Origin of the sequence: Aromatoleum tolulyticum (assembly GCF_900156155.1) — a bacterium.
In the GTDB taxonomy this organism is placed as follows: Bacteria; Pseudomonadota; Gammaproteobacteria; order Burkholderiales; family Rhodocyclaceae; genus Aromatoleum; species Aromatoleum tolulyticum.
The window spans coordinates 110,713-135,392 of the sequence record NZ_FTMD01000005.1; the positions used below are offsets into that span (position 1 = coordinate 110,713).

At 68.1% G+C, this 24,680-nt stretch carries 22 protein-coding genes; 11 read left to right on the forward strand and 11 right to left on the reverse strand.

Annotated features, from left to right (window positions below; genetic code table 11):
- Window positions 1–3 precede the first annotated feature (3 nt).
- Entirely contained in the window at window positions 4–1,692 is a 1,689-nt protein-coding gene (locus tag BW991_RS09185) for an ABC1 kinase family protein (RefSeq protein WP_076601800.1), read from the reverse strand.
- A complete protein-coding gene (locus BW991_RS09190) occupies window positions 1,692–2,366 on the reverse strand; it encodes a DUF6781 family protein (protein ID WP_076601801.1) in 675 nt (224 codons plus the stop codon). The genes BW991_RS09185 and BW991_RS09190 overlap by 1 nt, the downstream gene beginning before the upstream one ends.
- Before the next feature lie 203 nt (window positions 2,367–2,569).
- Between BW991_RS09190 and BW991_RS09195 the strand changes: the two genes are divergently transcribed.
- The 8 genes from BW991_RS09195 (at window position 2,570) to BW991_RS09230 (ending at window position 10,054) form a co-directional block, all read left to right on the forward strand.
- Window positions 2,570–4,057, forward strand: a complete 1,488-nt coding sequence (locus BW991_RS09195; protein ID WP_076601802.1) for an aminoacyl-histidine dipeptidase — start codon at window positions 2,570–2,572, stop codon at window positions 4,055–4,057.
- Window positions 4,054–4,263 carry a DUF3820 family protein gene (locus BW991_RS09200; RefSeq protein ID WP_076601803.1) on the forward strand — a complete coding sequence of 70 codons (210 nt, stop codon included), beginning with the start codon at window positions 4,054–4,056 and terminating at the stop codon, window positions 4,261–4,263. Before BW991_RS09195 ends, BW991_RS09200 begins: the two co-directional genes overlap by 4 nt.
- Before the next feature lie 96 nt (window positions 4,264–4,359).
- On the forward strand, window positions 4,360–5,433 hold the full coding sequence (gene ada / locus BW991_RS09205; RefSeq protein ID WP_076601992.1) for a bifunctional DNA-binding transcriptional regulator/O6-methylguanine-DNA methyltransferase Ada: 1,074 nt from the start codon (window positions 4,360–4,362) through the stop codon (window positions 5,431–5,433).
- Entirely contained in the window at window positions 5,430–6,332 is a 903-nt protein-coding gene (locus tag BW991_RS09210; RefSeq protein WP_076601804.1) for a DNA-3-methyladenine glycosylase family protein, read from the forward strand. The genes ada and BW991_RS09210 overlap by 4 nt, the downstream gene beginning before the upstream one ends.
- 202 nt (window positions 6,333–6,534) lie before the next feature.
- Window positions 6,535–7,656, forward strand: coding sequence for an ABC transporter permease (locus BW991_RS09215; protein ID WP_076601805.1), 1,122 nt, complete (start codon window positions 6,535–6,537; stop codon window positions 7,654–7,656).
- On the forward strand, window positions 7,653–8,462 hold the full coding sequence (locus tag BW991_RS09220; protein ID WP_084205025.1) for an ABC transporter ATP-binding protein: 810 nt from the start codon (window positions 7,653–7,655) through the stop codon (window positions 8,460–8,462). The genes BW991_RS09215 and BW991_RS09220 overlap by 4 nt, the downstream gene beginning before the upstream one ends.
- On the forward strand, window positions 8,463–9,404 hold the full coding sequence (locus tag BW991_RS09225) for an MlaD family protein (protein WP_076601806.1): 942 nt from the start codon (window positions 8,463–8,465) through the stop codon (window positions 9,402–9,404). It abuts the gene before it with no gap.
- Window positions 9,401–10,054, forward strand: coding sequence for an ABC-type transport auxiliary lipoprotein family protein (locus BW991_RS09230; RefSeq protein WP_076601807.1), 654 nt, complete (start codon window positions 9,401–9,403; stop codon window positions 10,052–10,054). The genes BW991_RS09225 and BW991_RS09230 overlap by 4 nt, the downstream gene beginning before the upstream one ends.
- A 46-nt stretch (window positions 10,055–10,100) precedes the next feature.
- Here the strand turns inward: BW991_RS09230 and BW991_RS09235 are convergent, their stop codons facing one another.
- From BW991_RS09235 to BW991_RS09270, 8 genes are all read right to left on the reverse strand, one after another.
- Complete coding sequence (locus BW991_RS09235; RefSeq protein WP_076601808.1) at window positions 10,101–10,553, reverse strand: MarR family winged helix-turn-helix transcriptional regulator; 453 nt, start codon at window positions 10,551–10,553, stop codon at window positions 10,101–10,103.
- A gap of 115 nt (window positions 10,554–10,668) precedes the next feature.
- Window positions 10,669–11,826: a M20 aminoacylase family protein gene (locus tag BW991_RS09240; RefSeq protein WP_076601809.1), complete on the reverse strand. Its 1,158-nt coding sequence runs from the start codon at window positions 11,824–11,826 to the stop codon at window positions 10,669–10,671.
- 142 nt (window positions 11,827–11,968) lie between these two features.
- Window positions 11,969–13,393 (reverse strand): MFS transporter, encoded by a 1,425-nt coding sequence (locus BW991_RS09245; protein WP_076601994.1) that lies wholly within the window; start codon window positions 13,391–13,393, stop codon window positions 11,969–11,971.
- A gap of 392 nt (window positions 13,394–13,785) precedes the next feature.
- A complete protein-coding gene (recJ, locus tag BW991_RS09250) occupies window positions 13,786–15,477 on the reverse strand; it encodes a single-stranded-DNA-specific exonuclease RecJ (RefSeq protein ID WP_076601810.1) in 1,692 nt (563 codons plus the stop codon).
- Complete coding sequence (locus BW991_RS09255) at window positions 15,474–16,538, reverse strand: hypothetical protein (RefSeq protein ID WP_076601811.1); 1,065 nt, start codon at window positions 16,536–16,538, stop codon at window positions 15,474–15,476. The genes recJ and BW991_RS09255 overlap by 4 nt, the downstream gene beginning before the upstream one ends.
- 178 nt (window positions 16,539–16,716) lie before the next feature.
- A complete protein-coding gene (locus BW991_RS09260; protein ID WP_076601812.1) occupies window positions 16,717–16,980 on the reverse strand; it encodes a high-potential iron-sulfur protein in 264 nt (87 codons plus the stop codon).
- Window positions 16,981–17,207: 227 nt separating this feature from the next.
- Window positions 17,208–17,675 (reverse strand): universal stress protein, encoded by a 468-nt coding sequence (locus BW991_RS09265; RefSeq protein ID WP_076601813.1) that lies wholly within the window; start codon window positions 17,673–17,675, stop codon window positions 17,208–17,210.
- Window positions 17,676–17,762: 87 nt separating this feature from the next.
- On the reverse strand, window positions 17,763–19,442 hold the full coding sequence (locus tag BW991_RS09270; protein ID WP_076601814.1) for an L-lactate permease: 1,680 nt from the start codon (window positions 19,440–19,442) through the stop codon (window positions 17,763–17,765).
- A 251-nt stretch (window positions 19,443–19,693) separates the two neighbouring features.
- Between BW991_RS09270 and BW991_RS09275 the strand changes: the two genes are divergently transcribed.
- Complete coding sequence (locus BW991_RS09275) at window positions 19,694–20,947, forward strand: lipoprotein-releasing ABC transporter permease subunit (RefSeq protein WP_076601815.1); 1,254 nt, start codon at window positions 19,694–19,696, stop codon at window positions 20,945–20,947.
- Complete coding sequence (lolD, locus tag BW991_RS09280) at window positions 20,940–21,626, forward strand: lipoprotein-releasing ABC transporter ATP-binding protein LolD (protein ID WP_088179587.1); 687 nt, start codon at window positions 20,940–20,942, stop codon at window positions 21,624–21,626. The genes BW991_RS09275 and lolD overlap by 8 nt, the downstream gene beginning before the upstream one ends.
- Before the next feature lie 24 nt (window positions 21,627–21,650).
- Here the strand turns inward: lolD and BW991_RS09285 are convergent, their stop codons facing one another.
- Entirely contained in the window at window positions 21,651–22,199 is a 549-nt protein-coding gene (locus tag BW991_RS09285) for a DUF2062 domain-containing protein (protein ID WP_076601817.1), read from the reverse strand.
- Between the two features lie 102 nt (window positions 22,200–22,301).
- On the opposite strand from BW991_RS09285, the gene BW991_RS09290 reads away from it, so the two are divergent.
- Complete coding sequence (locus BW991_RS09290; protein ID WP_076601818.1) at window positions 22,302–24,647, forward strand: DNA internalization-related competence protein ComEC/Rec2; 2,346 nt, start codon at window positions 22,302–22,304, stop codon at window positions 24,645–24,647.
- Window positions 24,648–24,680: the final 33 nt, after the last annotated feature.

Consider the following 24,680-nt stretch of genomic DNA (forward strand, 5'->3'; position numbering starts at 1 on the left):
GGGTCAGTTGTCGCGCCCGCCGCGCCAGATCGACAGGAGCACCGCCACTCCACCCGCGACGGCGCCGAAGAAGCCCAGCAGTCCCAGCGTATTGAGCGCGGCGAAGCCCGGTTCGCGCGCGACCGTCATGACGATGGCCGAACCGATGATCAGTGCCGCGGTGACGATGCCGATCGTCATGCGCGTGGCGGCGCGGTCGAGCTGCTCGCCGAGGCGCTTGAGCGAGACGATGTCGACCTGCACCTGGAGTTTGCCGCGCCGCGCCGAGCGCAGAAGCTGGCTGAGGTCGCGCGGAAGGCCCGTAACCAGGTCCACGGCCTGCGCGAGTGTGCGCCAGCCGCGCTTGGCGACTGCTGCGGGGGCGTGGTGGGCGAGCAGCACGCGCCGCAGGAAGGGGGCGGCCTCGGCGCCCATGTCGAAATCCGGATCGAGCTGGCGGCCCATGCCTTCGAGCGTGATGAAGGCCTTGATCAGCAGCGACAGGTCCGACGGCAGGGCAATGCCGTGCTCGCGCAGGATCATCACGAGATCGGACAACATCGCGCCGAGGTCGAGCTGCTTGAGGGGAACGCCCTTGTACTGGTCGACGAAGGTGTCGATCTCGTGGCGCAGTCGTTCCGGCTCGGTATCCGGGGCTTCGGCGTCGCGCCATTCGAGCAGCACGTCGGCGACGGCCGCCGCGTCGTTCGAGACGAGGCCGTTGAGCAGGACGGCGAGCTCGTAGCGGCGCGATTCGGAAAGCCGGCCGACCATGCCGAAGTCGATGAAGGCGATGCGGTTGCCGTGCAGGTAGAAGACGTTGCCGGGGTGCGGGTCGGCGTGGAAGAAGCCGTCTTCCAGCATCATCTTCAGCACCGCTGACGCGCCGCGGCGGGCGAGGAGCTTGCGTTCGAGTCCCGCTGCATCGACGGCGGCCAGGTCGCGCCCGGCGATGCCGTCGATGTAGTCCTGCACGTTCAGGCGTTCGCCGCACCACTGCCAATGTACGCGCGGGATGACGATCTCGGGGCGGCCGATGAAGCTCGCCGCGATACGTTCGGCGTAGCGGCACTCGGCGGCGAAGTCGATCTCCCGGCGCAGCGACAGCGTGAATTCGCGCACGACCTCGCAGGGGCGGTAGCGGCGCAGGTCCGGCGCTTCGGCCTCGATGATCTCGGCGAGGCGGGCGAGCAGCCGGAGGTCCGCCTCGATGGTCGGGCGGATGCCGGGCCGGCGCACTTTCAGGATCACCGGGCGGCCGTCGTGCAGCCGGGCACGGTATACCTGCGCGAGCGAGGCCGCCGCGAGCGGCTGGGTGTCGAGTTCGGCGAATGCGGTTTCGGGCGTTTCGCCGAGATCCTCGGTGAGCTGTTCGCGCACCTGTTCGAAGGGCACGGCTGGGGCCGAATCCTGCAGGCGACCGAATTCGGCGATCCATTCCGGCGGAAACAGGTCGACGCGCGTGGCGAGGATCTGGCCGAGTTTGATGAAGGTCGGTCCGAGCTCTTCGAAGGCGCGGCGCACGCGCGCAGGCGGTTCGAGGCGGGCGAGTTCCTCGGGTTCGTTCCAGTGCAGCGCCTTGCCGGCGCGCTCGAGCGTGTCGGCAAGGCCTATGCGGCGTACGAGATCGCCGAAGCCGTAACGGATGAGGACGGCGGCGATGTCGTGGGCGCGCGTCAGCTCACGCGCCGCGCCGATCGCTTTCCACAGCATCAGGTCTGCGGATCGCGCGGTCCGCCCTTCCCGTTATCCGAACCCGCCGGGTGCAGGCGGTCGGCGATGCCCCTGAGCATCCCCGAGGCGAGTGCGGCGAGCAGGCCCGCCTCGTTGCGTAGCGTCTGGGCGCCGCTTTGCACCTGCTCGCGCGTGAGGTCCGCGACGGCACGCGCGAGGTCGGCTCCGGCGTTGGCGACGCGGCCGCCGACTGCGGTGCCGCTGTTGCGGGCGTGCTCGGCGAGTTCGTGCAGCGTCGCGCGCGCGAGGCCGGTTGCACCGCGTCCCGCGTCGGACAGCGTGCGCAGGAAGTTCGACTCCATGGCGCCCAACTGGTCGAGCGTGCCGCGAATTTCCTGGCGCGAGTACTCGCTGCCGCGCCCGACCGCCTCCTTCACTGCGAGCAGCGTGGCCTGGGCGGCGGTCGCAAGGGCCTCGTCCAGCCCGCGCACCGCTTCGCGGATGGCTTCGGTGCGTTCGCGATCGGGACGTTCGATGCCTTGCTGTGCCCCCTTGAGCACGGCGTCGGTGACCTGTTTGAGCGCGTCGGTGTCCAGCTTGCCGTGCGACAGCGCCCCCAGCGTGATCGTCCGCACACGTTCGGCGACCGCAGCCGGATCGCCATCGACTGCCGCACCCACGTCGCGTTCAATGCTTTCGAAGTCCTGACTCATGAGCGTTCCCCTGTTCGTCCGGCGTCCGGCGGGGCGCCGATGCTGTTGCCACACGTTTGAAGTATGGCCTCCGGAAAGGTGGATGGCGATGGAATTTTTGACGCTATCCAGCCTGCAACGATCCATTGCCGAGCGTGTCCTGCGCCCGGCGTGGCTTACCATTGCGCACTCGACTGTTCGACCGCATGTCCCCGCTCCCTGCCATGTCCGATTCCGTTTCGCCTGTCTTCGCCGGCCTCGAACCTGCCCCCGTGTGGGCGCATTTCTCCACGCTTTGCGGCATCCCGCGCCAGTCCAAGGCAGAGGGCGCACTGCGCGACCTGCTGCGTGACCGGGCACTGGCGCGCGGACTTACCGTATCGGTCGATGCTGCCGGAAACCTGCTGATCTGCAAACCCGCAAGCCCGGGCTGCGAGGGTGCACCGGGTGTCGTGCTGCAGGCGCATCTGGACATGGTGTGCCAGAAAACGGCCGGTTCGGCGCACGACTTTTCCCGCGACGCCATCTGCGTGGAGCGGGACGGCGACTGGCTCGCCGCCACGGAGACGACGCTCGGCGCTGACAACGGCATCGGCGTGGCGCTGATCCTCGCGGTGCTGGAAGACGATTCGCTCGCTCACGGGCCGGTCGAGGCCTTGCTGACCGTCGATGAGGAAGTCGGCATGGGCGGCGCGCAGGGGCTCGCTGCCGATGCGCTGCAAGGGCGGCTGATGCTGAACCTCGACACCGAGGAATGGGGCGAGTTCTTCATCGGCTGCGCCGGCGGGCTGGACGTGAACGTGCGGCGCGAGGGGCGGGCGGAGCCGCCCCCCGTCGGAACGCAACAGTGGCAGATCGAGCTGCACGGCCTGCGGGGCGGGCATTCGGGCGTGGATATCCACGAGGAGCGGGGCAACGCGATCAAGCTGCTGGTGCGCGTGCTGCGCGATCTGGAGCGCCGGTTCGACCTGCGCCTCGGCTCGCTCGAAGGCGGCTCGGCGCGCAATGCGCTGCCGCGCGACGCGCGGGCACGGGTGGCGCTGCGGGCTGGATGCGGCGACGAATTGACGCTTTTTCTCGCCGACTGGCAGGCGCAGCTGCGCGAGGAGTTGAAGGGCGTGGACGAGGGTGTGAGCCTGCGGGTGGCGCCCGTGACGGCCGCGGAAGTGGTGATGTCCGCGCCGGAGCAGGCAGTGTGGCTCGCGTCGCTGCACGCGGCGCCGCACGGGGTGCATCGCCGCAGCCTGAGCGTGCCGGGCGTCGTCGAAACGTCGAACAACCTCGGGATCGTCGCGCTGGGGCCGGAGGGCGGCTCGTGCAGCTTCATGGTGCGTTCGCTTCTCGACGGGGCGGCCCGCGCCCTCGGCGAGGAGATCGTCAGCCTCTTCGGGTTATCGGGAACGGCGGCCGAGGCGTCCGGTCATTACCCCGGCTGGGCGCCGAAGGCCGACTCGCCATTGCTGGCGCTGTGCCGCGACGTGTATCGGCGCGAGTACGGTGCCGAGTCGCGCGTGCAGGTCATCCATGCCGGGCTCGAATGCGGGCTCATCGCGGCGAAGTACCCCGATATGCAGATCGTGTCCTTCGGGCCGACGATACGCGGCGCCCACGCGCCGGGCGAGCGCGTCGAGATCGCGTCGGTGGGCCGTGTGTGGCACCTGCTGGGCGCGATCCTCGCGGCGATCGCCGAACGGCATGTGGAGGAAGCATGAATCCCGAGCACCTCGAAGCGCTCGTCACCACCGCGATGCCTTTCGGCAAGTACAAGGGGCGGCTGATCGCCGATCTTCCGGGGAACTACCTGAACTGGTTCGCCCGCGAAGGCTTTCCTCCGGGCACGTTGGGGCAGCTGCTCGCGCTGATGCACGAACTCGATCACAACGGCCTCTCCGGGCTGCTGACGCCGCTGCGGAAGTGATCGCGGCGTTGTCGAATTCGAAAGCAAGGACCGGAGTGTGTTCGGCGCCACGGATGCCTACAGTGAGGTTCACCGGATTCTGACGGGGCGATGAAGATGTCGAGGCGAATCGAGGTACGGGCCGCCGTGACGGCGGCCGATCCGCGCTGGGCGGCGGTGCAGGCGCGCGATGCGACGGCGGACGGGGCGTTCTGCTACGCGGTGCGGACCACCGGCGTGTATTGCCGGCCGTCGTGTGCGGCGCGTACGCCGCGGCCCGAGAACGTGGAGTTCTTCGCGACGGGCGAGGAGGCGGTCCGAGCCGGATATCGCGCATGCCGGCGCTGCTCGCCGGACGGGCCTTCACTCGCGCAGCAGCATGCGGAAGCGGTGGCCGCGCTGTGCCGGCAGATCGAGCAGGCGGAGACGCCGCCGATGCTGGAGGAACTGGCACATTCGGCGAACATGAGCCCCTTCCACCTGCACCGCGTCTTCAAGGCCGTCACGGGGACCACGCCGCGCGCGTATGCAAAGGCGTGCCGGGCGGAGCGGATGCGGACGAAGCTCGATCGCGGCGCAACCGTGACCGATGCACTCTACGCGGCGGGATACGGGTCGAGCGGGCGCTTCTATGCGGATGCAGGGCGGACATTGGGCATGACCGCCGGCAGCTACCGCGCGGGCGGCGTACGGCAGCAGATCCGCTTCGCGGTCGGCCAGTGTTCGCTCGGCGCGATCCTCGTCGCGAGCACTGCCCTGGGCGTATGCGCGATCCTCATCGGCGACGATCCCGACGCGCTCGTGCGCGACCTTCAGGACCGCTTCCCGCGAGCCGAACTGATCGGTGGCGACGCTGATTACGAGCGTGTCGTGGCGACCGTGGTCGGCTTCGTCGAGGTGCCGAAACTGGGCCTGGACCTGCCGCTGGACGTGCGCGGCACGGCTTTCCAGATGCGCGTGTGGCAGGCGTTGCAGGAAATTCCCGCGGGCGCGACCGCGAGCTATACGGAGATCGCACGGCGCATCGGCGCACCCGCGGCGGTGCGTGCGGTCGCCGGCGCCTGCGCGGCGAACCCGCTCGCGGTGGCGATTCCGTGCCATCGCGTGGTGCGCAGCGACGGCGGCATGTCCGGCTATCGCTGGGGCGTCGAGCGCAAGCGCCTCCTGCTCGCGCGCGAAGCGGCACAATGACGCGACAGGCGGCTGTTTCGCTCGCGTTGCCGGCCGGATTCCGCGCGGGCGACATCCTCGCGTTCCATCGGCGCGACGCGCACGAGCTGGCCGAACGCGTCACAGGGGATTCGCTCCACAAGGGCCTGTTGTGGGACGGGATTCCGGCCTGCCTGAACGTGCGCTTCGCGGCAGGGATGGCGTCCGCCGAAATCGCCCTCGACGCGGAGCCGGCGCGGGACATCGAGCCGCGCTTCGGGACGATGGTGCGGCGCATGCTGGGGCTGGAGCAGGCGGTCGAGGCATTCGAGGACCGCTTCCGCGACGATCCGGGCATCGGCCCGCTGATCGCGGCACAGAAGGGCCTGCGCGTTCCGGTCACGGCAATGCCTTTCGAGGCGCTGAGCTGGGCGGTGACCGGCCAGCAGATCAGCGTCGCGGCCGCGGTGTCGTTGCGGCGACGCTTGATCGCTGCCGCCGCTATCCGCCACACGTCCGGGCTGCTGTGCTATCCCGACGCGGCACGGCTCGCACACTTCGCCGAGGACGATCTCCGCGCCGCCGGCTTCTCGACCGCGAAGGCGCGCACGCTGCTGGCGCTGGCGCGGCAGGTGGCCGCCGGGGAGCTGCCGCTCGACGCCTGGGCCGAAACGGCATCCGTCGACGAGATCCGTTCCAGCCTGCTCGCGGTGCGCGGTGTCGGGCCGTGGACCGTCGATTACGTGCTGCTGCGGGGCTTCGGCTGGCTCGACGGCTCGCTGCACGGCGACGTCGCGGTGCGTCGGGGGGTGCAGGCGCTGCTGGGAGCGGAGGACAGGGTGGGCGAGGCCGAGGCGGAGGAGTGGCTCGCCCGCTATGCGCCGTGGCGTGCGCTGGTGGCGGCACACCTCTGGGCTGCGGGGACGACTGTGGCGTATTGAGCAGCGGCGTTCCCGGATTTGTCCGCAAGGACGGAAGCCGGCGGGCCGAGGTCCCGCGTGCACATCGCTGGTCGCCCGGCGACGCTCCGTGCGCGCGGAAGGCGCCTTTCGCATGCAAGCTCGATTAGGATGGTATGGCCCTGTACCTGGATATGGTGAAATTCTTGATTCGCGAGCACTTGGGCGGAGGAGCGCACGGCCGATGACGGAAGCGGCATTCATCGACATCGATGGCGGGCAGGTACGCCTGCGCGGCGACTGGACGATTGCGAACTACGCGGCGCTCGCGCCCGACGTCGCGCGTCAGCGGTCCCGCATCGCCGATGTCGCGGATGTCGACCTCGGCGCAGTCGGCGCACTCGACACCGCCGGCGTCAGCCTGCTGCATGACTTGCTGGGCAGGGACCGGCTGGCGGCGCTGGCCTCGGACGCGAGCGCGCTGCCGCCCGAACGCCGCGCGCTGCTGCAGGCCGTGGCCGGCGTGATCGACGCCGCCGCGCCCGCGCCGCGCGCCGCGGGCTATGCCTTCGGCGACATCATGGAGCGCGCGGGCATCGCCATGCTCGCCTTCTGGCGTCACGTGATCGACATCGCCGGCTTCATCGGCATCACGCTGGAGACGTCGTTCCACGTGCTGCTCCGCCCGCGGCGCTGGCGCATCACCTCGCTTGTCGCGAACCTCGAACGCACGGGCCTCGACGCCGTGCCCATCGTCGCGCTGCTGACCTTCCTCGTCGGCGCGGTGGTCGCCTTCCTCGGCGCCACGGTGCTGACCGGCTTCGGCGCCAGCATCTTCACGGTCGACCTCGTCGCGTTCTCCTTCCTGCGCGAATTCGGACCGATGCTCACCGCGATCATCGTCGCCGGCCGCACGGCGAGCGCCTTCACCGCGCAGATCGGGTCGATGCGCGCGAACGAGGAAATCGACGCGATCCGCGTGGGCGGGCTGAATCCCGTCGAGCTGCTCGTCGTGCCGCGCGTGGCCGCGCTGCTGCTGGCCCTGCCGATGCTGAGCTTCGTCGCGATGATCTCGGGCATCGTCGGCGGCATGCTGGTGTGCGCGCTGACGCTCGAGATCTCGCCGACGATGTTCGTGTCGGTGCTGGAAAGCCACGTCGGCCTGCGGCATTTCATCGTCGGCATCGCCAAGGCGCCGATCTTCGCCTTCCTGATCGCCGTCATCGGCTGCCTGGAAGGCTTCAGGGTGGAGGGCAGCGCGCAATCCGTCGGCGAGCACACGACCTCGTCCGTCGTGCAGTCGATCTTCATCGTGATCGTCGTCGACGCGGTGGCGGCGCTGTTCTGCATGGAGATGGGCTGGTGACGAACGTCATCGAAGTGCGCGGCGTACGCAACCAGTTCGGCCGACAGGTGGTGCACGACGGCCTCGATCTCGACGTGCGCCGCGGCGAGATCCTGAGCGTGGTCGGCGGCTCGGGCACCGGCAAGTCCGTCCTGCTGCGCACCATCGTCGGCCTCAACCGGCCCGCGGCGGGCAGCGTCAGCGTGTTCGGCGAGGATCTGCTCGGCCTGCCCGCGGCGCGGCGGGCCGCCATCGAACAGCGCTTCGGCGTGCTGTTCCAGAAGGGGGCGCTGTTCTCGTCGCTGACCGTCGCCGAGAACGTCGCGCTGCCGCTCGTCGAGCACGCCGGGCTCAAGGCCGCCGAGGCGGCGCGGCTCGCCGCGCTCAAGATCGCGCTCGCCGGGCTGCCGGCCAACGCGGGCGAAAAGTATCCAGCAGACCTCTCCGGCGGGATGATCAAGCGCGCGGCCCTGGCGCGCGCGCTTGCGCTCGACCCCGACATCCTGTTCCTCGACGAACCGACCGCAGGGCTCGACCCGATCGGCGCCGCCGCGTTCGACGAGCTGATCCTGACCCTGCGCGACGCGCTCGGCCTCACCGTCTTCATGGTCACGCACGATCTCGACACGATCTACACCATCACCGACCGGGTGGCCGTGCTCGCGCAGAAGCGCGTGCTCGTCAATGACCGTCTTGCCGTCGTCGCGGACTTCGACGACGCGTGGATCCGCGAATACTTCCACGGTCCGCGCGGCCGCGCCGCCGCGCAGGCCGTCCCGCCGGCGCAGCGCGCGCCGCATAATCTTTCCCACGGGGGACAAGCCTGAATGGAAACACGTGCCCATCACGTGCTGATCGGATTCTTCACCCTGCTGGTGGTCGGGGCGGCGCTGATGTTCGCGCTGTGGCTCGGCAAGACTGACAGCGACAAGCAGTTCCGCACCTACGACGTCGTTTTCCAGGAGGCAGTCACCGGCCTCTCCAAGGGCAGCACGGTCGAGTTCAACGGCATCAAGATCGGCGACGTGTCGAGCCTGCGCCTCGATCCGCAGGACCCCCGCCGCGTGTTCGCACGGGTGCGCGTCGACGCCGAGGCCCCGGTGCGCAGCGACACCCGGGCGCGCCTCGTGCCCGCCGGGATCACCGGCATCTCGATCATCCGCCTGAGCAGCGGCGACGATCCGGCGAGCACGCCGCTTGAGGGCGAAGCCGGACAGGTGCCGGTCATCGTCGCCACGCCGTCGCCGCTCAGCAAGCTGCTGGCCGACGGCGAGGATGCGATGCTCAACGCGAACCAGGTGCTGCTGCAGGCGCGCGAGCTCTTTTCCGCGGAAAACGTCGCAAGCGTCGGTCGTATGCTGCACAACCTCGAGCAGGCCACCGGCGCGATCGCGGCCCAGCGCAAGGATCTCGCCCGCGCGCTGAAGGAACTGGCCGGGGCGAGCGAGCAGGCCAACGCGACGCTGGCCGAGGCCGCGAAGCTGGCGAAGGCGACCAACCGGCTCGTCGACGAGCGCGGTGTGCAGACGCTGCAGAGCGCCGAGAACGCCATGGCCGCCTTCGAACGCGCGATGGCGAAAGTCGACACGCTGCTCGCCGAAAACCGCGCGCAGCTCGCCACCGGGGTGCGCGGCGCGGCCGAGATCGGACCGGCACTCACAGAATTGCAGGACACGCTCGTATCGGTGCGTACGATCGCCCGGCAGCTCGAAACCCGGCCCGCGGACTACCTGCTGGGCAATGAATCGATGAAGGAGTTCAAGCCATGACCATCGTTTGCCGGAGAGCCCGGCGCGGCATGGCCGGGTCGCGCTGCGCGGTCGCGCTGGCCGCGACGCTGCTCCTTTCCGCGTGTTCCGTGCTGCCCAAGGCGGCGCCGGTCGACACCTACCTCCTCCCCGGAGCGCCCGAGCGCACGACGACCGCCGGCACGCCGCTTGCCGTATCGCTACGGGTGGCCAAACCCGCAAGCGGCGTCCATCTCGCCGGACAGCGCATCGTGGTCATGCCGCAGAACAACCAGGTGAGCGTGTATCAAGGCGCAAGCTGGAGCGAGCCCGCGCCGGTGCTGGTGCGCGACCGCCTGATCGATGCCCTGCGGGCCGACGGCCGGATCGCGGCGCTGAGCAGCGACGAAGCCCGACTGCAGGCGGACTACGAAATCGTCAGCGATCTGCGCGCCTTCCAGAGCGAATATCGCGGAGGCGTCGCGCAGGCGGTCGTGCGGCTCGACGCCCGCCTGGTCGAGCGCGATGGGCGGCGCATCCTCGCCAGCCGGACCTTCGAGTCCGAAGCGCATGCATCGTCTGCCGACATTCCGGCCGTGGTGAATGCCTTCGGTGCGGCGTCGACGCGCCTGGCCTCCGAGCTTGCAACGTGGACAGTGGAGGAAATCCGGCGGGGCCCGCCGAGGCAATGATGCCGCCCGCGGGCGGGACAGCAATGCGAGGTGGCAGGCCGGCGCCCTACTTGCGGTGCGACTCCTGCCACTTGTCGAGCGAAACCAGCACCCTGTCCAGCAGGGTGTGAAGGTGCTCCCAGTCCTCGCCGCTGAGATCCGCGAACATCTCGCGTTCGAGCCCCCGGCCGATCAGTTCGCCCTCGCGCCACACGCGCATGCCGACATCGGTCAGCGCGAGGTGCTGCTGGCGATTGTCGTTGACGTTGGGGCTGCGCGTGATGAGGCCGCGTTCCTCGAGAAAGGCGATGTTCTTCGACAGCAGGGTCTTGTCGAGGACCAGCATGTTGCCGAGATCCTTCGCCGTGATGCCGGGGTGGTCGTGCACGAGACGCAGCACGCGCAACTCGCGGACACCGAGGCCGAAGGCCTTCTTGTAGTACGTGTTGCCCGCCTTGATCGAGATGGTCTTGATCAGGTCGAGCTTGTAGGTGAGGTAGGGCGCGTTGGTGTCGTTCATCACAATGCGTTGCCGGCACAATGTCGCCCGGAAAGCTCCGTTGGCGTGAAAAAGGACAACTCCATTATGACGGAGTTGCCCCGGCTGGAACAGCGGAAGCTGATGTTTGCCGACCTCAGCGCAGGAAGGACTCCGCAAGTGCGACCCAATATGCCGCGCCGACCGGCAGGTTGCGGTCGTCGAAGTCGTACTGCGGATGGTGCACCATCGGCGTGTCGCCGTTGCCGATGAAGCAGTAGGTACCCGGCTTGCGCTGCGCGAAGAAGGCGAAATCCTCGCTGCCCATGAAGCGGGGGCCATCGGTGACGACCTTGTCGGCACCGAGCAGGTCCTTCGCCACCGTGGCCGCGAACGCGGTCTGCGCGGCATCGTTCACCAGCACGGCGCCCGGCGTGCCTTCGCGGATCTCCCAGGCGACCCCGTAGCAATCGGCCTGCGCAGCGGTGATCGAGCGCACCTTGCCGAGCACCAGTTTGCGCGTCTCCGGCCGGCTCGAGCGGATGCTCAGGCGCAGCACCGCAGATTGCGGAATGACGTTGCCGGCGTCGCCGGCGAGGAAGGCGCCGACCGACACCACGGCGGAGTCGAGCGGCGCGACGTTGCGGGAAGTGATCGTCTGCAAGGCCATCACCAGCGATGCGCCAGCGACGACCGGATCGATGCTGCGTTCGGGCATCGATCCATGACTGCCCTTGCCGGTCAGTTCGATTTCCCAGTTGTCGACCGCCGCCATCACCGGGCCGCTCGTGAAGTAGAGCTTGCCCAGTTCGAGTCCGGGCATGTTGTGCATGCCGAACACCGCGTCCATCGGGAAGCGCTCAAGCAGGCCGTCACTGATCATCGCGAGGGCGCCGCCCATGACTTCCTCGGCCGGCTGAAAAATCAGGCGCACGGTGCCGTTGAAGTTGCGCGTGCGCGCGAGGTGCTGCGCCGCGCCGAGCAGCATTGCGCTGTGGCCGTCATGGCCGCAGGTGTGCGAACGGCCCTCGATGGTGCTGCGGTGGTCGCCGGCCGCCTGCTCGGTCACCGGCAGGGCGTCGATATCGGCACGCAGGCCGATCGCCTTGCTGCCGTCGCCCGCGGTCAGCGAGGCGACGATGCCGGTCTTGCCGATGCCGGTGGCGACTTCGTAACCCCAGGAGCGGAGCTGGCCCGTGATGTATTCGGCGGTGTGGCGCTCCTCGAATGCCAGTTCGGGATGGCGGTGCATGTGGTGGCGCCAGCCGGTGATCTGTTGCAGGTCATTGGAGAGTTCTTGCAGTAGCGTGTTCATGTCTTCACCTCTGTAGGAAGAAGGGGGTGGCCTTCCAGCTTCCGGATCGTGAGGTCGTGTCAGGCGGGGACCGGGGAGGGGTCGGGGGAGAAGTCCCCGCCTGCACGAAACCGGTGCGGTGCTCGGTTCTTCTCAGTTCTGCTCAGTTCTTCTTCGCGCCTGGTACGCAGACCAGTACCGAGACGATCGCGATCACGCAGGCGATGACGCCGGTCATGATTCCGCCGAAGGCCGCGCTTGCGAGTCCCGCGGGGTTGCCCGAGATCATCGTGCCGTACACCACCGTCGCGATCGCCAGGCCGAAGCTGCCGCCGAGGGAGCTCGCCATCTTGTAGATGCCCGAAGCCGAGCCGGCCTTTTCCGGGGGAGCTTCGCCGACCGCGATGTTGGTCGAAGGCGTGGCCGAGACACCGAAGCCGAGACCCATCAGCGCGAGGCCGACCGCGACCAGCACGAGATACAAGGTGCCGTCGATGAATGTCAGGGCCTGCATGGTGATGCCGACCGCAGCCAGCGTGCAACCGACGAGCATCGGACTGCGTGCGCCGAACTTGCGGCCGATCTTCTCGCCGACGCGGATCATCACCAGCGTTGCGGCGGTGTAGCCGAGGGTGAGCATGCCGGCATCGAAGGGGGTGAGGCCGCGGCCCTGCTGCAGGTAGGTCATCAGGATCATCAGGCTGCCGAGCGTCGAATTCAGCATGAAGTTCGAGATCACGGCACCGTTGTAGGAGCGGCGATTGAGCAGCGACAGATCCACCAGCGGCGACTTGCGACGCTTTTCGTACAGCGTGAAGGCGAGCAGCACGACGAAGGCGATGACGAAGCCGCTGACGATCACGATGTCGGTCCAGCCGAGCGAACGGCCCTTGGTGATGCTCAGGTTCAGCGTCAGGAGACCCACGACCAGCAGAACGAGACCGATGAAATCGAAGCGCTGGTCGCGCGGCCCATGTTCGTTCTTGCTTTCCGGCGTGGCAGACATCGCATACAGCGCGATCAGAGCGACCGGGATGACGAGCCAGAAGGCCCAGCGCCAGCCGAGATACGATGCGACCGCGCCGCCGAACAGGTTGCACAGGCCGCCGCCGCCCCACGACGAGATCGACCAGAAGCTCAGCGCGCGCAGACGCTCCGCGCCCGTGTAATAGGCATTCACCAGCGCGAGCGTGGAGGGCATGATCATCGCAGCGGCGATGCCCTGAAGGGCGCGGCCGACAGTCAGGATCGTGGTGTTTTCGGCAATGCCGCACACCGCGGCGCCGATCATCGCGACCATGAGGCCGGCGCGGGCGACCTTAACGCGTCCGATCTTGTCGGCGATACTGCCGGCGGGGACGATGAACACGCCGGACATCAGGGCGGTGATGCTGATCGGCAGGCCGAGTTCGTCGGCGCTGATGCCGAAGGCGGTGCTTATTGTCGGCACCAGGGCCGTGATTGCGAGTGCGAAGAGCCAATAAGTCGATACCCCGAGGCACATGCCGAGGATCAGGCGATTGGTACCCCGGTAACCCGATACCGCGGCATTGGCCGAAATCGGGGTTGTGGCTAGTGCAGTGGACATGATGCTCACCTGTAGTTTTTGCGGACTCGATTCGCCGCCGATGCTTCCGCCGGGAAACGCGGAGGCGCGGTCGGTGCTCTGGTGTCGAAGCATTGGTTGCTAACTTCAACAGTTGCAAAAATAAACAAACAAGTTGCGTAATGCAACTAAAAGAGAGCGGGTGTTGACGAATGTCAAAAGGTCGTCGGGGAGGGCTTGGGCGCTACGGCCGGGAGGCGCGATTGCGCTCCGCGCCACCCCTCGCCTCGGGCGCGGTGTGGCACGGTATTCGTTCGGACGGTGTCGCGGATGCGAGCTCGCATTCGCCTGGGAAGCGCCGCGAAGAATGAACGCGCGCGCGGGCGGGCAGGTGCCGGTCGGCGGGGGGCGTCGTCCGCTGCAGCGGACGCGGCTCAGGCTGCTTCGAAGTGCTCCAGCATCAGCTGCAGGCTGGTGACGCCGTTGTATTCGTTCGGTGCAAGGCGGAATGCCGCCCGGATCTGCTGCGGCGCACCCTCGGCAAAATTGAAGCGGATGCCGTCGAAGCGCACGTTGTTCTTCGACAGCTGCAGCTTGAGGTGCTTGTCCTTGAGCAGGCGCTGGTTGTCGACGCGGAACACGTCGTCGAACAGCGGTGCGGGGAAGCCCTGGCCCCAGATGTCCTGCTCGATCAGCCGCGCGGCCTCCAGGCTCATATAGCCGGTCTCGAGCGGGCCGTCGGTGTCCAGCGTGCGAGTCAGGTCCGCCGGTTCCACGAGAGAGCGGACGGTCTCCTCGAACACGCGCTGGAAGCGGTCGTAGTCGGCTTCGCGGATCGTCAGACCCGCCGCCATCGAATGCCCGCCGAAGCGCAGGATCAGATCGGGGTATTGCTTGCTCACCAGATCGAGGGCGTCGCGCAGATGCAGGTTCTGGATCGAGCGCCCGGAGCCCTTCAGCTGCCCCTCGTCGCCGCGGGCGAAGGCGATCACCGGGCGGTGCAGCCTTTCCTTGATCCGGCCGGCGACGATCCCGATCACGCCCTGGTGCCAGTCCGGTTCGAACAGGCTGACGGTGGCGCAATTGCCGGGATCGAAATCTGCCAGCCGCGCGAGGGCTCCCTCCTGCATGTCCTGCTCGATGCTGCGCCGTTCGCGATTCAGCCGGTCGAGTTCCTGCGCGATGTTGAGCGCCCGGCCCATGTCGTCGGTGACCAGGCATTCGATGCCGAGGCTCATGTCCGACAGGCGGCCGGCGGCGTTCAGGCGCGGGCCGAGTCCGAATCCCATGTCGAAGGTGCTCGCGCGCAAAGCGTCGCGTCCGGCGACGGAGAACAGCGCGCGGATGCCGGGCTGCATGCGGTCGGCGCGCATCCGCGCGAGGCCTTGCGAGACGAGGATGCGGTTGTTGTGGTCGAGCTTCACGACGTCGGCGACCGTGCCGAGGGCCACGAGATCGAGCAGCTCGCCTAGGTTCGGCTCCTGGCGCCCGGTAAACGCACCGCGCTCGCGCAGTTCTGCGCGCAGCGCGAGCATGGTGTAGAACATCACGCCGACGCCGGCGAGCGATTTGCTCGGGAAGTCGCAGCCGGGCTGGTTCGGGTTCACGATCACGTCGGCGTCGGGGAGCGTGTCGCCCGGCAGGTGGTGATCGGTGATCACCGTCGCCATTCCGTAGCTGCGCGCCGCGGCGACGCCTTCCACACTGGCGATGCCGTTGTCGACGGTGATCAGCACGTCGGGCTCCATGCGCGCAGCCAGTTCGACGATGGCGGGCGTCAGGCCGTAGCCGTACTCGAAGCGGTTCGGCACCAGGTAGCCGACATCCGCACCGAAGGCCCGCAGGGCGCGCACGCCCACCGCGCAAGCCGTGGCCCCGTCGCAGTCGTAGTCGGCGACGATCACCATGCGCGCGCCGGCCTCGATCGCATCGGCCAGCAGCACGGCGGCTTCATGCGCCCCCTTCAGGGCTGCGGGCGGAGTCAGGGCCTTGAGCGAGTAGTCGAGTTCTTCGCGCCGCGAGATGCCGCGCGCGGCATAGATGCGGGCGAGCAGCGGATGGGTGCCGGCGTCGATCAGGCGCTGCATGGAGCGGGGCGGAATCGCCCGCGGCTGGATTCGGGTCATCGTGTGCCTGAGTGGTGTTGGGGGGAGGCGACGGCAGGTGCGATCGACTTCAGCAGCATGTCCAATGGCAGGGGTTTGCGCCAGAACTTCCATGCATCGGCGGCGCGCACCTCGACTTCGAGCGTCCCGCGGTCGCCCGGCGCCGTAATCTTCAGCGCCCGCAGGCGCTTGCTGCGCACGGCCACCGCGAGCGGCGCGAACCAGGTGTGTTCGAGCTTCGCGAGCCGGGTTCTCCAGCTGTCGATGTCGAGATGGAGCGCAGGCAACAGCAGATCGTCGAGCACGACCAGCGAGTCACCGTCCAGGGCCTTGGCGCAATCGGGCGTCGTGACGGTGCAGCCCGCCGCGAGGGCGAAGCCGCGCATCAGCGGATCGTCCGCCTGGATGGTGCGAGCGACTGACCGCGCCGCGGGACGCGGCATGCCGGCCCCCCACAACCAGAGGCTGTTCGCCGGCCGGTGACCGGCGGCCTCGCGGGCCTGATTGACCGGATGGTTGTGCAGCGTGACCTGCAGCTCGTTCATCGTGCGCTGCCACAGACGGGCGTCCTCGCCTTCCGGAAGGAAGTCGCGCACCGGGCGGCCGACAACGTCATGCAGGGGAAAGAAACGTGCGCGGGCCGGGGCCGCCAGGCGCAGGTACCAGCGGTTCGGCGTGGCGGCCTCGAAGGTTCCGAGGTCGCTGAAGGTGTCGTTCAAGGCCGCGACGAGTGCCGCAACGTCCTCCGGTTGGAGTTCGTCGGCCGGAAATTCGTTGAGCAGCAGGTGTTCGCGCGCGAACGAGAGGCTGACCGGGTCCGCGCACAGCCAGTCCGAGCCGGCGCCAGGCGCGGGCAGGGCGGGTTCGCCGAGCCTGCGCAGGGCGGCGAGCGGAAGCGCTCCCGCATCGTCGGGGTAGCCCATCAGTCGCGCGAGTTGTGCATCGAGCGGTTCGAAGGGCGCAAAGCTGCGCCGTCCCTGGCCGATCAGCCACGCGAGCGAAGTCAGTTCGAGGCCCGAGGCGGGGCCGAGGGCGGAGACCGCCGGCCAGATCAGGCCGGGGACGACAAGATGAATCTGCATGGGGCGCCGGGTGAAATTCCGCGGCCGAGTCTAGCATACCGGCCCGCCCGGCCCGAGCGCGGAACGCCGGGCGCGGGCGGAATCGAGGCTAGTGCCGCCGGGTCGAGCCGCGAGACGAAACGGCCGGGGCCGTTTCGCCGGGCGGTCGCGGCGAGGGTGGACTTCGCCGCTGCAGCCCTTATGCCTTCTTCGCCCAGGCGATGCAGTAGCCGTTCGGCGAGATCTCGGTGTCGTTGGGGAAGACCTTACAGCCGCCCGGAGCGGTCGCCGAGGCGCCCGGAACGAACAGGTTGCAGTCGGCGCATTTCTTGTCGCCCTCGGGCGTGTCCTTGTATTTCATCGAGGCGCGGATGCCATCGTTTTTCGCAGCCAGGGCGACGATCGGAATCAATGCGAGGGTCATGCCACCCATTTTCAGCATGTTGCGGCGAGACGGATTCATCGGACTCTCCTGTTTTCCAGCCCAAGTCGGGCGACAGGTATTATCCATATGGAATTCTAATATTCCAATAGAATTTGATGGCGCATCCGTCGGCGGCGCGCAGTGCCTCGCTATTGTCCGGGTGAGTGGCCCCGGAAATGATCCGGGCGCCGCGGAACCATCACCGATGGCCCCGGGGCGCCCGTCCATGTTTGGAATCGCGGATGCCGTCCGGCATCCGGTCCGGCTTATTTCCCGCGCACGAGTACCAGCGAAGTCGTGGCGAGGCGAACCAGATCCTCGGCCACGTTGCCGACGAACAGCCGCGCGAAGCCGCGGCGTCCGTGCGTTCCGGCGACGATCACGTCCGCCTGCCAGGCGGTCGCGCCCTCGACGATCCACTCGGCGACGCGCCGATGTGCGAGTTCGATCTTGTCCTCGCTTTCGAGCAGGGCAGTGTCAGCCTGCACGCCGGCGTCGGTGGCCTTCTTCGCGGCCGCTTCGAGCAGGGCCGTGCCGGCCTTGCGCATGGCTTCTTCGACCTGGGTGACGTCCAGGATCGCCTCGAGCCCCACGGCGCTGCGCACCGGCGCCTCGTCAGCGACGTGCACGATGCGCAGGGTTGCGCCGAGAGCCTTGGCGAGCGTGATCGCTTCGTCCAGGGCGGCGTTGGAGGTCGCGCTGTCATCGACCGCGACCAGAATCCTCTTGTACATGTGATGCTCCGATGAATACGGGATGATTGGTTTTCGCGGAGGGGCCGGCACCGTCCGCGAACGGGTGCCGGCCACGGTCCCCGGTCTTTACGGCGTGGGCACCAGCAGGGTGAAGGGCGGCACGTATGCCTGCAGGGTCACCAGCAGGCCGACGAGGACGGCCAGCGCGATCGAGTGGAAGAACACGTAACGCAGGATGTCGCCTTCGTGTCCGAACCAGCGCGTGGCGGTACTCGCCACGACGATCGACTGGGCATCGATCATCTTGCCCATCACGCCCCCGGAGCTGTTCGCCGACGCCATTAGGATCGGGTTCAGCCCGAGTTGTTCCGCGGTGACCTTCTGCAGGCCGCCGAACAGCACGTTTGCGGCGGTGTCCGAACCGGTCAGCGCGACGCCCAGCCAGCCGAGCAGGGTGCCGAACAGCGGGTACAGCGCGCCGGTGTTCGCGAAGGCGAGGCCCAGCGTTGCGTCGAGGCCCGAGTAGCGGGTCAGGTAGCCGAGGCCCAGCATGATCACGATGGTCAGCAGGGACATCTTGACCAGCTTGATCGTGCGCCAGTAGACACCGAACAGGCGCCCCAGGCTGAACTTCATCAGCAGGCCGGAGACGATTGCGGCGATGAAAATGCCGCTACCGGTGGCCGACAGCCAGTTGAAGGTGTACACCGCCGCTTCCTTGTGCGGGGAGGCCACGACCGGCGGAACCTTCTCGATCAGGTTGTGCAGGCCGGTGAAGGGGATCTTGAAGACCGAGATCGTGTCCAGCCACTTCTTGAAGTCCGGGATGCCCCAGATGAACACGAACACGGTGAGAACGATCCAGGGCACCCACGCGGCAATCACCGCGCGGCGATCCGGGCGTACGTTCGAGGCGGCCTTGACCGGTTCCGGGGCCACCTGGCTTGCGGAGTCATCCTTGCGGCCCTGCAGCGCGGTCGAGGTCCACACTTTCTTCGGCTTCCACACCTTCAGGAAGAGGATCAGGGTGACCATCGACACGATCGCGGCAACGACGTCCACCAGCCACGGGCCGTGGAAGTTCGACACGAGGAACTGCGGGATCGCGAACGATACGCCGGTCACGAGGATCGCGGGCCAGATCTGGATCATGCCGCGGAAGCCGGCAAACGCCCAGATCAGCCAGAACGGCACCAGCACCGAGAAGAACGGCAGCTGACGGCCGATCATCGACGAAAGCTGGTGGAGGTCGAGGCCCGTCACTGCGGCCAGCGCGATCACCGGCGTGCCGAGCGCGCCGTAGGCCACCGGCGCGGTGTTCGCGATCAGGGCGAGGCCCGAAGCGGCCAGCGGCGAGAAGCCGAGGCCGATCAGGATCGCGCCGGTCACGGCGACAGGGGTGCCGAAGCCGGCCGCGCCTTCGAAGAACGCGCCGAAGCTGAACGCGATCAGCAACAGCTGCAGGCGGCGGTCATCGGTGATGCCGGTGAGGCTTTGCTGCAGCACCTTGAACGACCCGTTCTCGGTCGTGAGCTGATGCAGGAAGATGATGTTGAGCACGATCCAGCCGATCGGCAGCAGGCCGAACATGGCGCCGTACAGCGTGGCATTGCCTGCCATCGCGGCCGGCATCCCGAACACGAAGATCGCGATCAGGAGTGCGCTGCCCAGGCCCAGTGCAGCGGCGACGTGGGCTTTCATGTGCAGGAAACCGAGGCCCACGAGCATCACGACGACGGGAATCGCCGCGACTGCGCTGGAAAGCCAGATATTGTTGAATGGATCGTAAAGCTGTTGCCAGACCACGTCGTGTGCCCCCTTTGATTGTTTGAAGGACCGTGAACCGAATTCCCGGTGCGTAGCGAACGATACGAAGAAGTTGTCTGACAAACTACCGGGGTATTCCCTGTCCGGGGAAACCCGTACGTAGTGTCCATTCACGCCGGTCCGATCCCGGCAGGCGCGCGGGCCGCAGGATGCGCGAACTCCCAATTCGGCGGCGCAACGGGCACAATGCCGGGTTTTCCGACAATCGCCGGCAGGTCACGTCCGAAGCAATGCGATACGAACTACTGGTTGGACTGCGCTACACCCGATCGCGAAAACGCGCCCAGGGTCGTAATCGCTTCATTTCCTTCATCTCGCTCGTGTCGATGCTCGGCACCGGCTTGGGCGTCGCGGCGCTGATCGTCGTGCTGTCCGTGATGAACGGATTCCAGGATGAATTGCGCACACGCATTCTCGGCGTCGCCTCGCATATCCAGATCTCCGGTCCCGGCGGCGAGCTCGAGTCGTGGCAGCAGGTGGCCGACGAGGCGAGCCGCCATCCCGATGTCCTTGGGGCGGCCCCCTACGTTCAGGAGCAGGGCATGCTGTCCTTCGACCAGGCGGTGCGCGGCACGCTCGTGCGCGGCGTGCTGCCGGATGTCGAGGACAAGGTGGCGGACTTCGCGCGCTACATGCGTGCGGGCCGTTTCGACGCACTGCAGCCGGGGCGCTTCGGCATCATCCTCGGGCGCGACCTGGCCTTCGCGCTGCGCGTGCAGGTCGGTGACAAGGTGACCCTCATCGCCCCGCAGGGGCTCGTGACGCCGGCCGCCGTGCTGCCGCGGGTCAAGCAGTTCGAAGTGGTCGGCATCTTCGAGGCCGGCATGTACGAATACGATTCGGGACTGGCGCTGGTGCACATGCAGGACGCGCAGGTGCTGTACCGGCTGGACGAGCGCGTGAGCGGCGTGCGTCTCAAGCTCGATGATCTCTTCGCCGCACCGCGCGTGGGACGGGAACTGGCCGGATCGCTGGAATCCGACCTCGCGGTCAGCGACTGGACGCGCAGTCACGCCAACTTCTTCCGGGCGGTCGCGCTGGAGAAGACGATGATGACGATCATCCTCTTCCTGATCGTCGCGGTGGCGGCCTTCAACATCGTCTCGACGCTGGTGATGGCGGTGCAGGAAAAGTACGCGGACATCGCGATCCTGCGCACGCTGGGCGCGAGTCCCGGTTCGATCATGGCGATCTTCGTGCTGCAGGGCGCGATCATCGGATTCGTGGGCCTTGCGGGCGGCGTGATCGGCGGGCTGCTGCTGGCCAACAACCTCGACCTGATCATCCCGGCGCTCGAGACGCTCACCGGCGCGACGCTGTGGAACAAGGAGATCTATTACATCAGCGAGCTGCCGTCGAAAGTGCTGCCGTCGGACGTCGTCACCATCGTGTCGGTGTCCTTCGTCCTGACTCTGGTTGCGACCCTGTATCCGAGCTGGCGCGCGAGCCGCGTGAATCCTGCCGAGGCGCTGCGCTATGAGTGAGCCGATGAACGATACCGTACTGGCCTGCCGCGGCCTGTTCAAGAGCTTCCGCGAGGGCGCCGATGCCGTGCGGGTGCTGCACGACGTGACGCTGGAGGTGAAGCGCGGCGAGCGGCTGTCCATCGTGGGGGCGTCCGGTTCGGGCAAGAGCACCCTGCTGCACCTGCTGGGCGGGCTGGACGTGCCGGGCGCCGGTTCGGTGGAGCTGATGGGGCGCGAGTTCTCGCGCATGTCGGATGCCGAGCGGGGCGAGGCACGCAATGAAAGGCTGGGCTTCGTGTACCAGTTCCATCATCTGCTGCCGGAGTTCTCGGCCCTCGAGAACGTCGCCATGCCGCTCTACATCCGGCGTCTCGACCGGACCGAAGCGGAAGCGCGTGCCGAAGCCATGCTCAAGGAGGTCGGGCTCGGCCACCGTCTCGACCACGCACCGGGCGAACTCTCCGGGGGCGAGCGCCAGCGCGCCGCGATCGCACGGGCGCTGGTGACGCAGCCGGCCTGCGTGCTCGCGGACGAGCCGACCGGCAACCTCGACCGCAAGACCGCCGAGGTGATCTTCGACCTGATGCTGAGCCTCAACGAGCGACACGCCACCAGCTTCGTCATCGTCACGCACGACGAGGGGCTCGCGCGCCGCACGCAGCGCACCCTGCGCCTCGAGGACGGGCGCCTGCTCTGAAACGGCGCTGACGCCGGACTGCGCTCAGGCCGCGCCGTTGCGCCGCGCGCGGCGGCCATGCCACGCACGGATCAGCCAAAGCCGCCAGGCGGCCTTGACGCCGATGTAACCCGCCAGGGAGAAGATCGCCGCGAGCAGGATCAGCCCAAGCGCCAGCGGCTTGCCCAGTCCCACCATCCAGTCGGCCAGTTCGCCGAGCCACTGGGCAAACTGCAGCTCCCCCAGGTCCGGCGGCTTCACGAAGCCGTTGGTACTCATGCCCATCACGCGACTGCCGAGACCGTACGCGAGCACGTAGAGCGGGACGATGGTGAGCGGATTCGAATACAGCGTGGTCAGCACTGCGAGCGGCAGATTGACCCGGAACATCACGCATCCCGCGGCAGCGGCGAGCGCCTGGAAGGGGCCGGGAATCAGTCCGCAGAACAGGCCCAGCGCGATCGCGCCGGCCGCCGAGTGGCGGTTCAGGTGCCACAGGCGCGGGTGGAGCAGGGTGTTGGCGAACGGGCGCAGCCAGCGGTTGCTGTGCACCGATTCGTGATTCGGCAGGAAACGCTTGATCGTCTTGCGCATTCTGGCTGTCGGGTCGAAGTCCTGTTCTTGTCGCGCGTCGCAGCGGTTCGGGCTGCCATCCGCGCTTGTCCGCAATTCGTTCCGCGGGCATGATCACGGCGTATGCAAATTGCAATTTTTGTGTTCGCGGCGGGCGTCTGGGGCGGGCAGTACCAGACGCAGCTGCCCTCGCATGCATGGCTCGCCGTGCTGTCGAGCATTTTGACCATCGCCGGCGCCGTCGCGTTTCAATGGTACAAGTCGGGCGTGGTGCGTGCGAACCTGTTTCGTGCGCTGGTCCTCGCGATCGCGCTGGGAGCCGGGTTTGCGTGGTCGAGCTGGCGCGCCGCGTGGCGGCTCGCGGACGAACTGCCGAGGGCGCTCGAAGGGCGCGATGTCGAACTCACCGGCGTCGTCGCGGAACTGCCCGAAGCCGGCGAGCAGGGCGTGCGCTTCGTCTTTCACGTCGAAAAGGCTTCCGCCGCGGTGCCGCAGCGCGTGCTCCTGTCGTGGTACGCGGCCGAGCGGGGTGGTGCTGCTGGCGTCGTGCCGTCGCCGCACCCCGGCGAGCGCTGGCAGTTCACGGTCCGGCTCAAGCGGCCGCACGGCCTCGCGAATCCGGAACTCTTCGATTACGAGGCAGCACTGCTCGAGCGCGGCATTCGCGCCACCGGCAGCGTGCGTCCGTCTCCCCCGCCGGTCCGCATCGATGATTTCGTCGTGCGCCCGGCAACGCTCGTGCATCGCCTGCGCGACGCGATCCGCGCGCGTTTCCTCGCTGCGCTGCCGGGTGCCGAATTCGCCGGGGTGCTCGTCGCGCTCGCCGTAGGGGATCAGCGCGCCATTCCCGACGAGCAATGGACGGTGTTCCGCAACACCGGCGTCAGCCATCTCATCAGCATCTCCGGTCTGCACGTGTCGATGGTGGGGCTGCTTGTGGGCTGGCTTGCCGGCAAGGCGTGGCGCCGCTCGCAGCGGCGGATGTTGCGACTGCCGGCGATGAAGGTCGCCGCGGCGACCGGGCTCGCCGCGGCCGCCGTCTACGCGGTTCTCGCCGGCATGGGCATCCCGACGCAGCGTTCGCTGATCATGATCGCCGTGGTCGCGCTGGCGCTCCTCGGCGGGCGGGCGCCGTCCGGCGGCATCGTGCTCGCGCTCGCCTTGCTCTGTGTGCTGCTGTTCGATCCATGGGCGGTGCTGGCGGCGGGGTTCTGGCTGTCCTTCGGTGCGGTCGCGATCCTGATGTTCCTGCTCGGCGGCCGCGTGCGAGCAGCAAAGGGCTGGCGCGCGGCGGTGGCCAGCCAGCTCGGCATCACCCTCGCGATGATCCCGGGGCTGGTCGTCCTGTTCAACGGCTTCTCTCTGGTTTCCCCGCTCGCCAATGCGCTGGCGATTCCGCTCGTGAGCTTCGTGATCACGCCGCTGACGCTGCTCGCCATCGTCCTGCCTCTCACGGGGCTGCTCGAACTGGCGCATTGGTTCTTCGGGCTGCTGATGGTGTTCCTCGAGTGGCTGTCGGCCTTGCCCTTCGCGATGTGGACGCAGGCTGCGCCACCGGGGGTGCTGGCGGTCGCGGCGGTTGCCGGCGTTGCATGGCTGATGCTCCCGCGCGGCACGCCGGCGCGTGCGGCAGGGGCGCTGGCGATGCTGCCGATGCTCGCGTGGGTGCCCGATCGGCCCGCGTATGGCGCGTTCCGCATGGTCGTGCTGGATGTCGGGCAGGGTACCGCGGTACACGTCCGTACTGCCCGCCACGAACTCATCTACGACACCGGGCCGGCCTACCGCCAGGGCGGCGATGCGGGGGCGCGGGTGCTCGTCCCCTATCTTGGCGCTGCCGGTGTCCGACGGCTCGACCGTCTCGTCGTCTCGCACGACGACCTCGATCATTCGGGCGGCATGGCGTCCGTGCTCGCCGGTGTCGAAGTGGGCGAGGTCATGGCGAACTTCGCCGTTCCCGCGGACGCGCCCCCGCCGCGGGCAACGCGTCCGTGTCTCGCGGGCGACAGCTGGTCGTGGGATGGGGTGGAGTTCCGCATCCTGCATCCCGACGAAAGGGAGCTCGGCAAAACGTCGGACAATGACGCGTCCTGTGTGCTGCGGGTCGCTGCGCCCGGCGGATCGGTCCTGCTCGCGGGCGACATCGAGCGCGGTGCCGAGCAGCGCCTGGTCGCGCAGGCGAGCGGATCCCTGGCGAGTACCGTCGTCGTCGTGCCGCACCACGGGAGCCGCTCCTCGTCCGGCGATGCCTTCGTCTCCGGCGTGGCGCCGCGTGCGGCGATCCACTCGGCGGGCTACCTCAACCAGTTCCATCACCCGCACCCGGCCGTGCTGCAGCGCTGGTCGGAGGGAGGGGCGACGAACTGGCGCACCGACGAGCAGGGCGCAATCCTCGTCGATGCCGGTGCGCACGGCGTCGAAATCGCGTCCTGGCGCGATCTTGCGCGCCGTTACTGGTACGGGCGTTAGGCCGTCGTCCTGCTACACTTGGCCACTCACCCA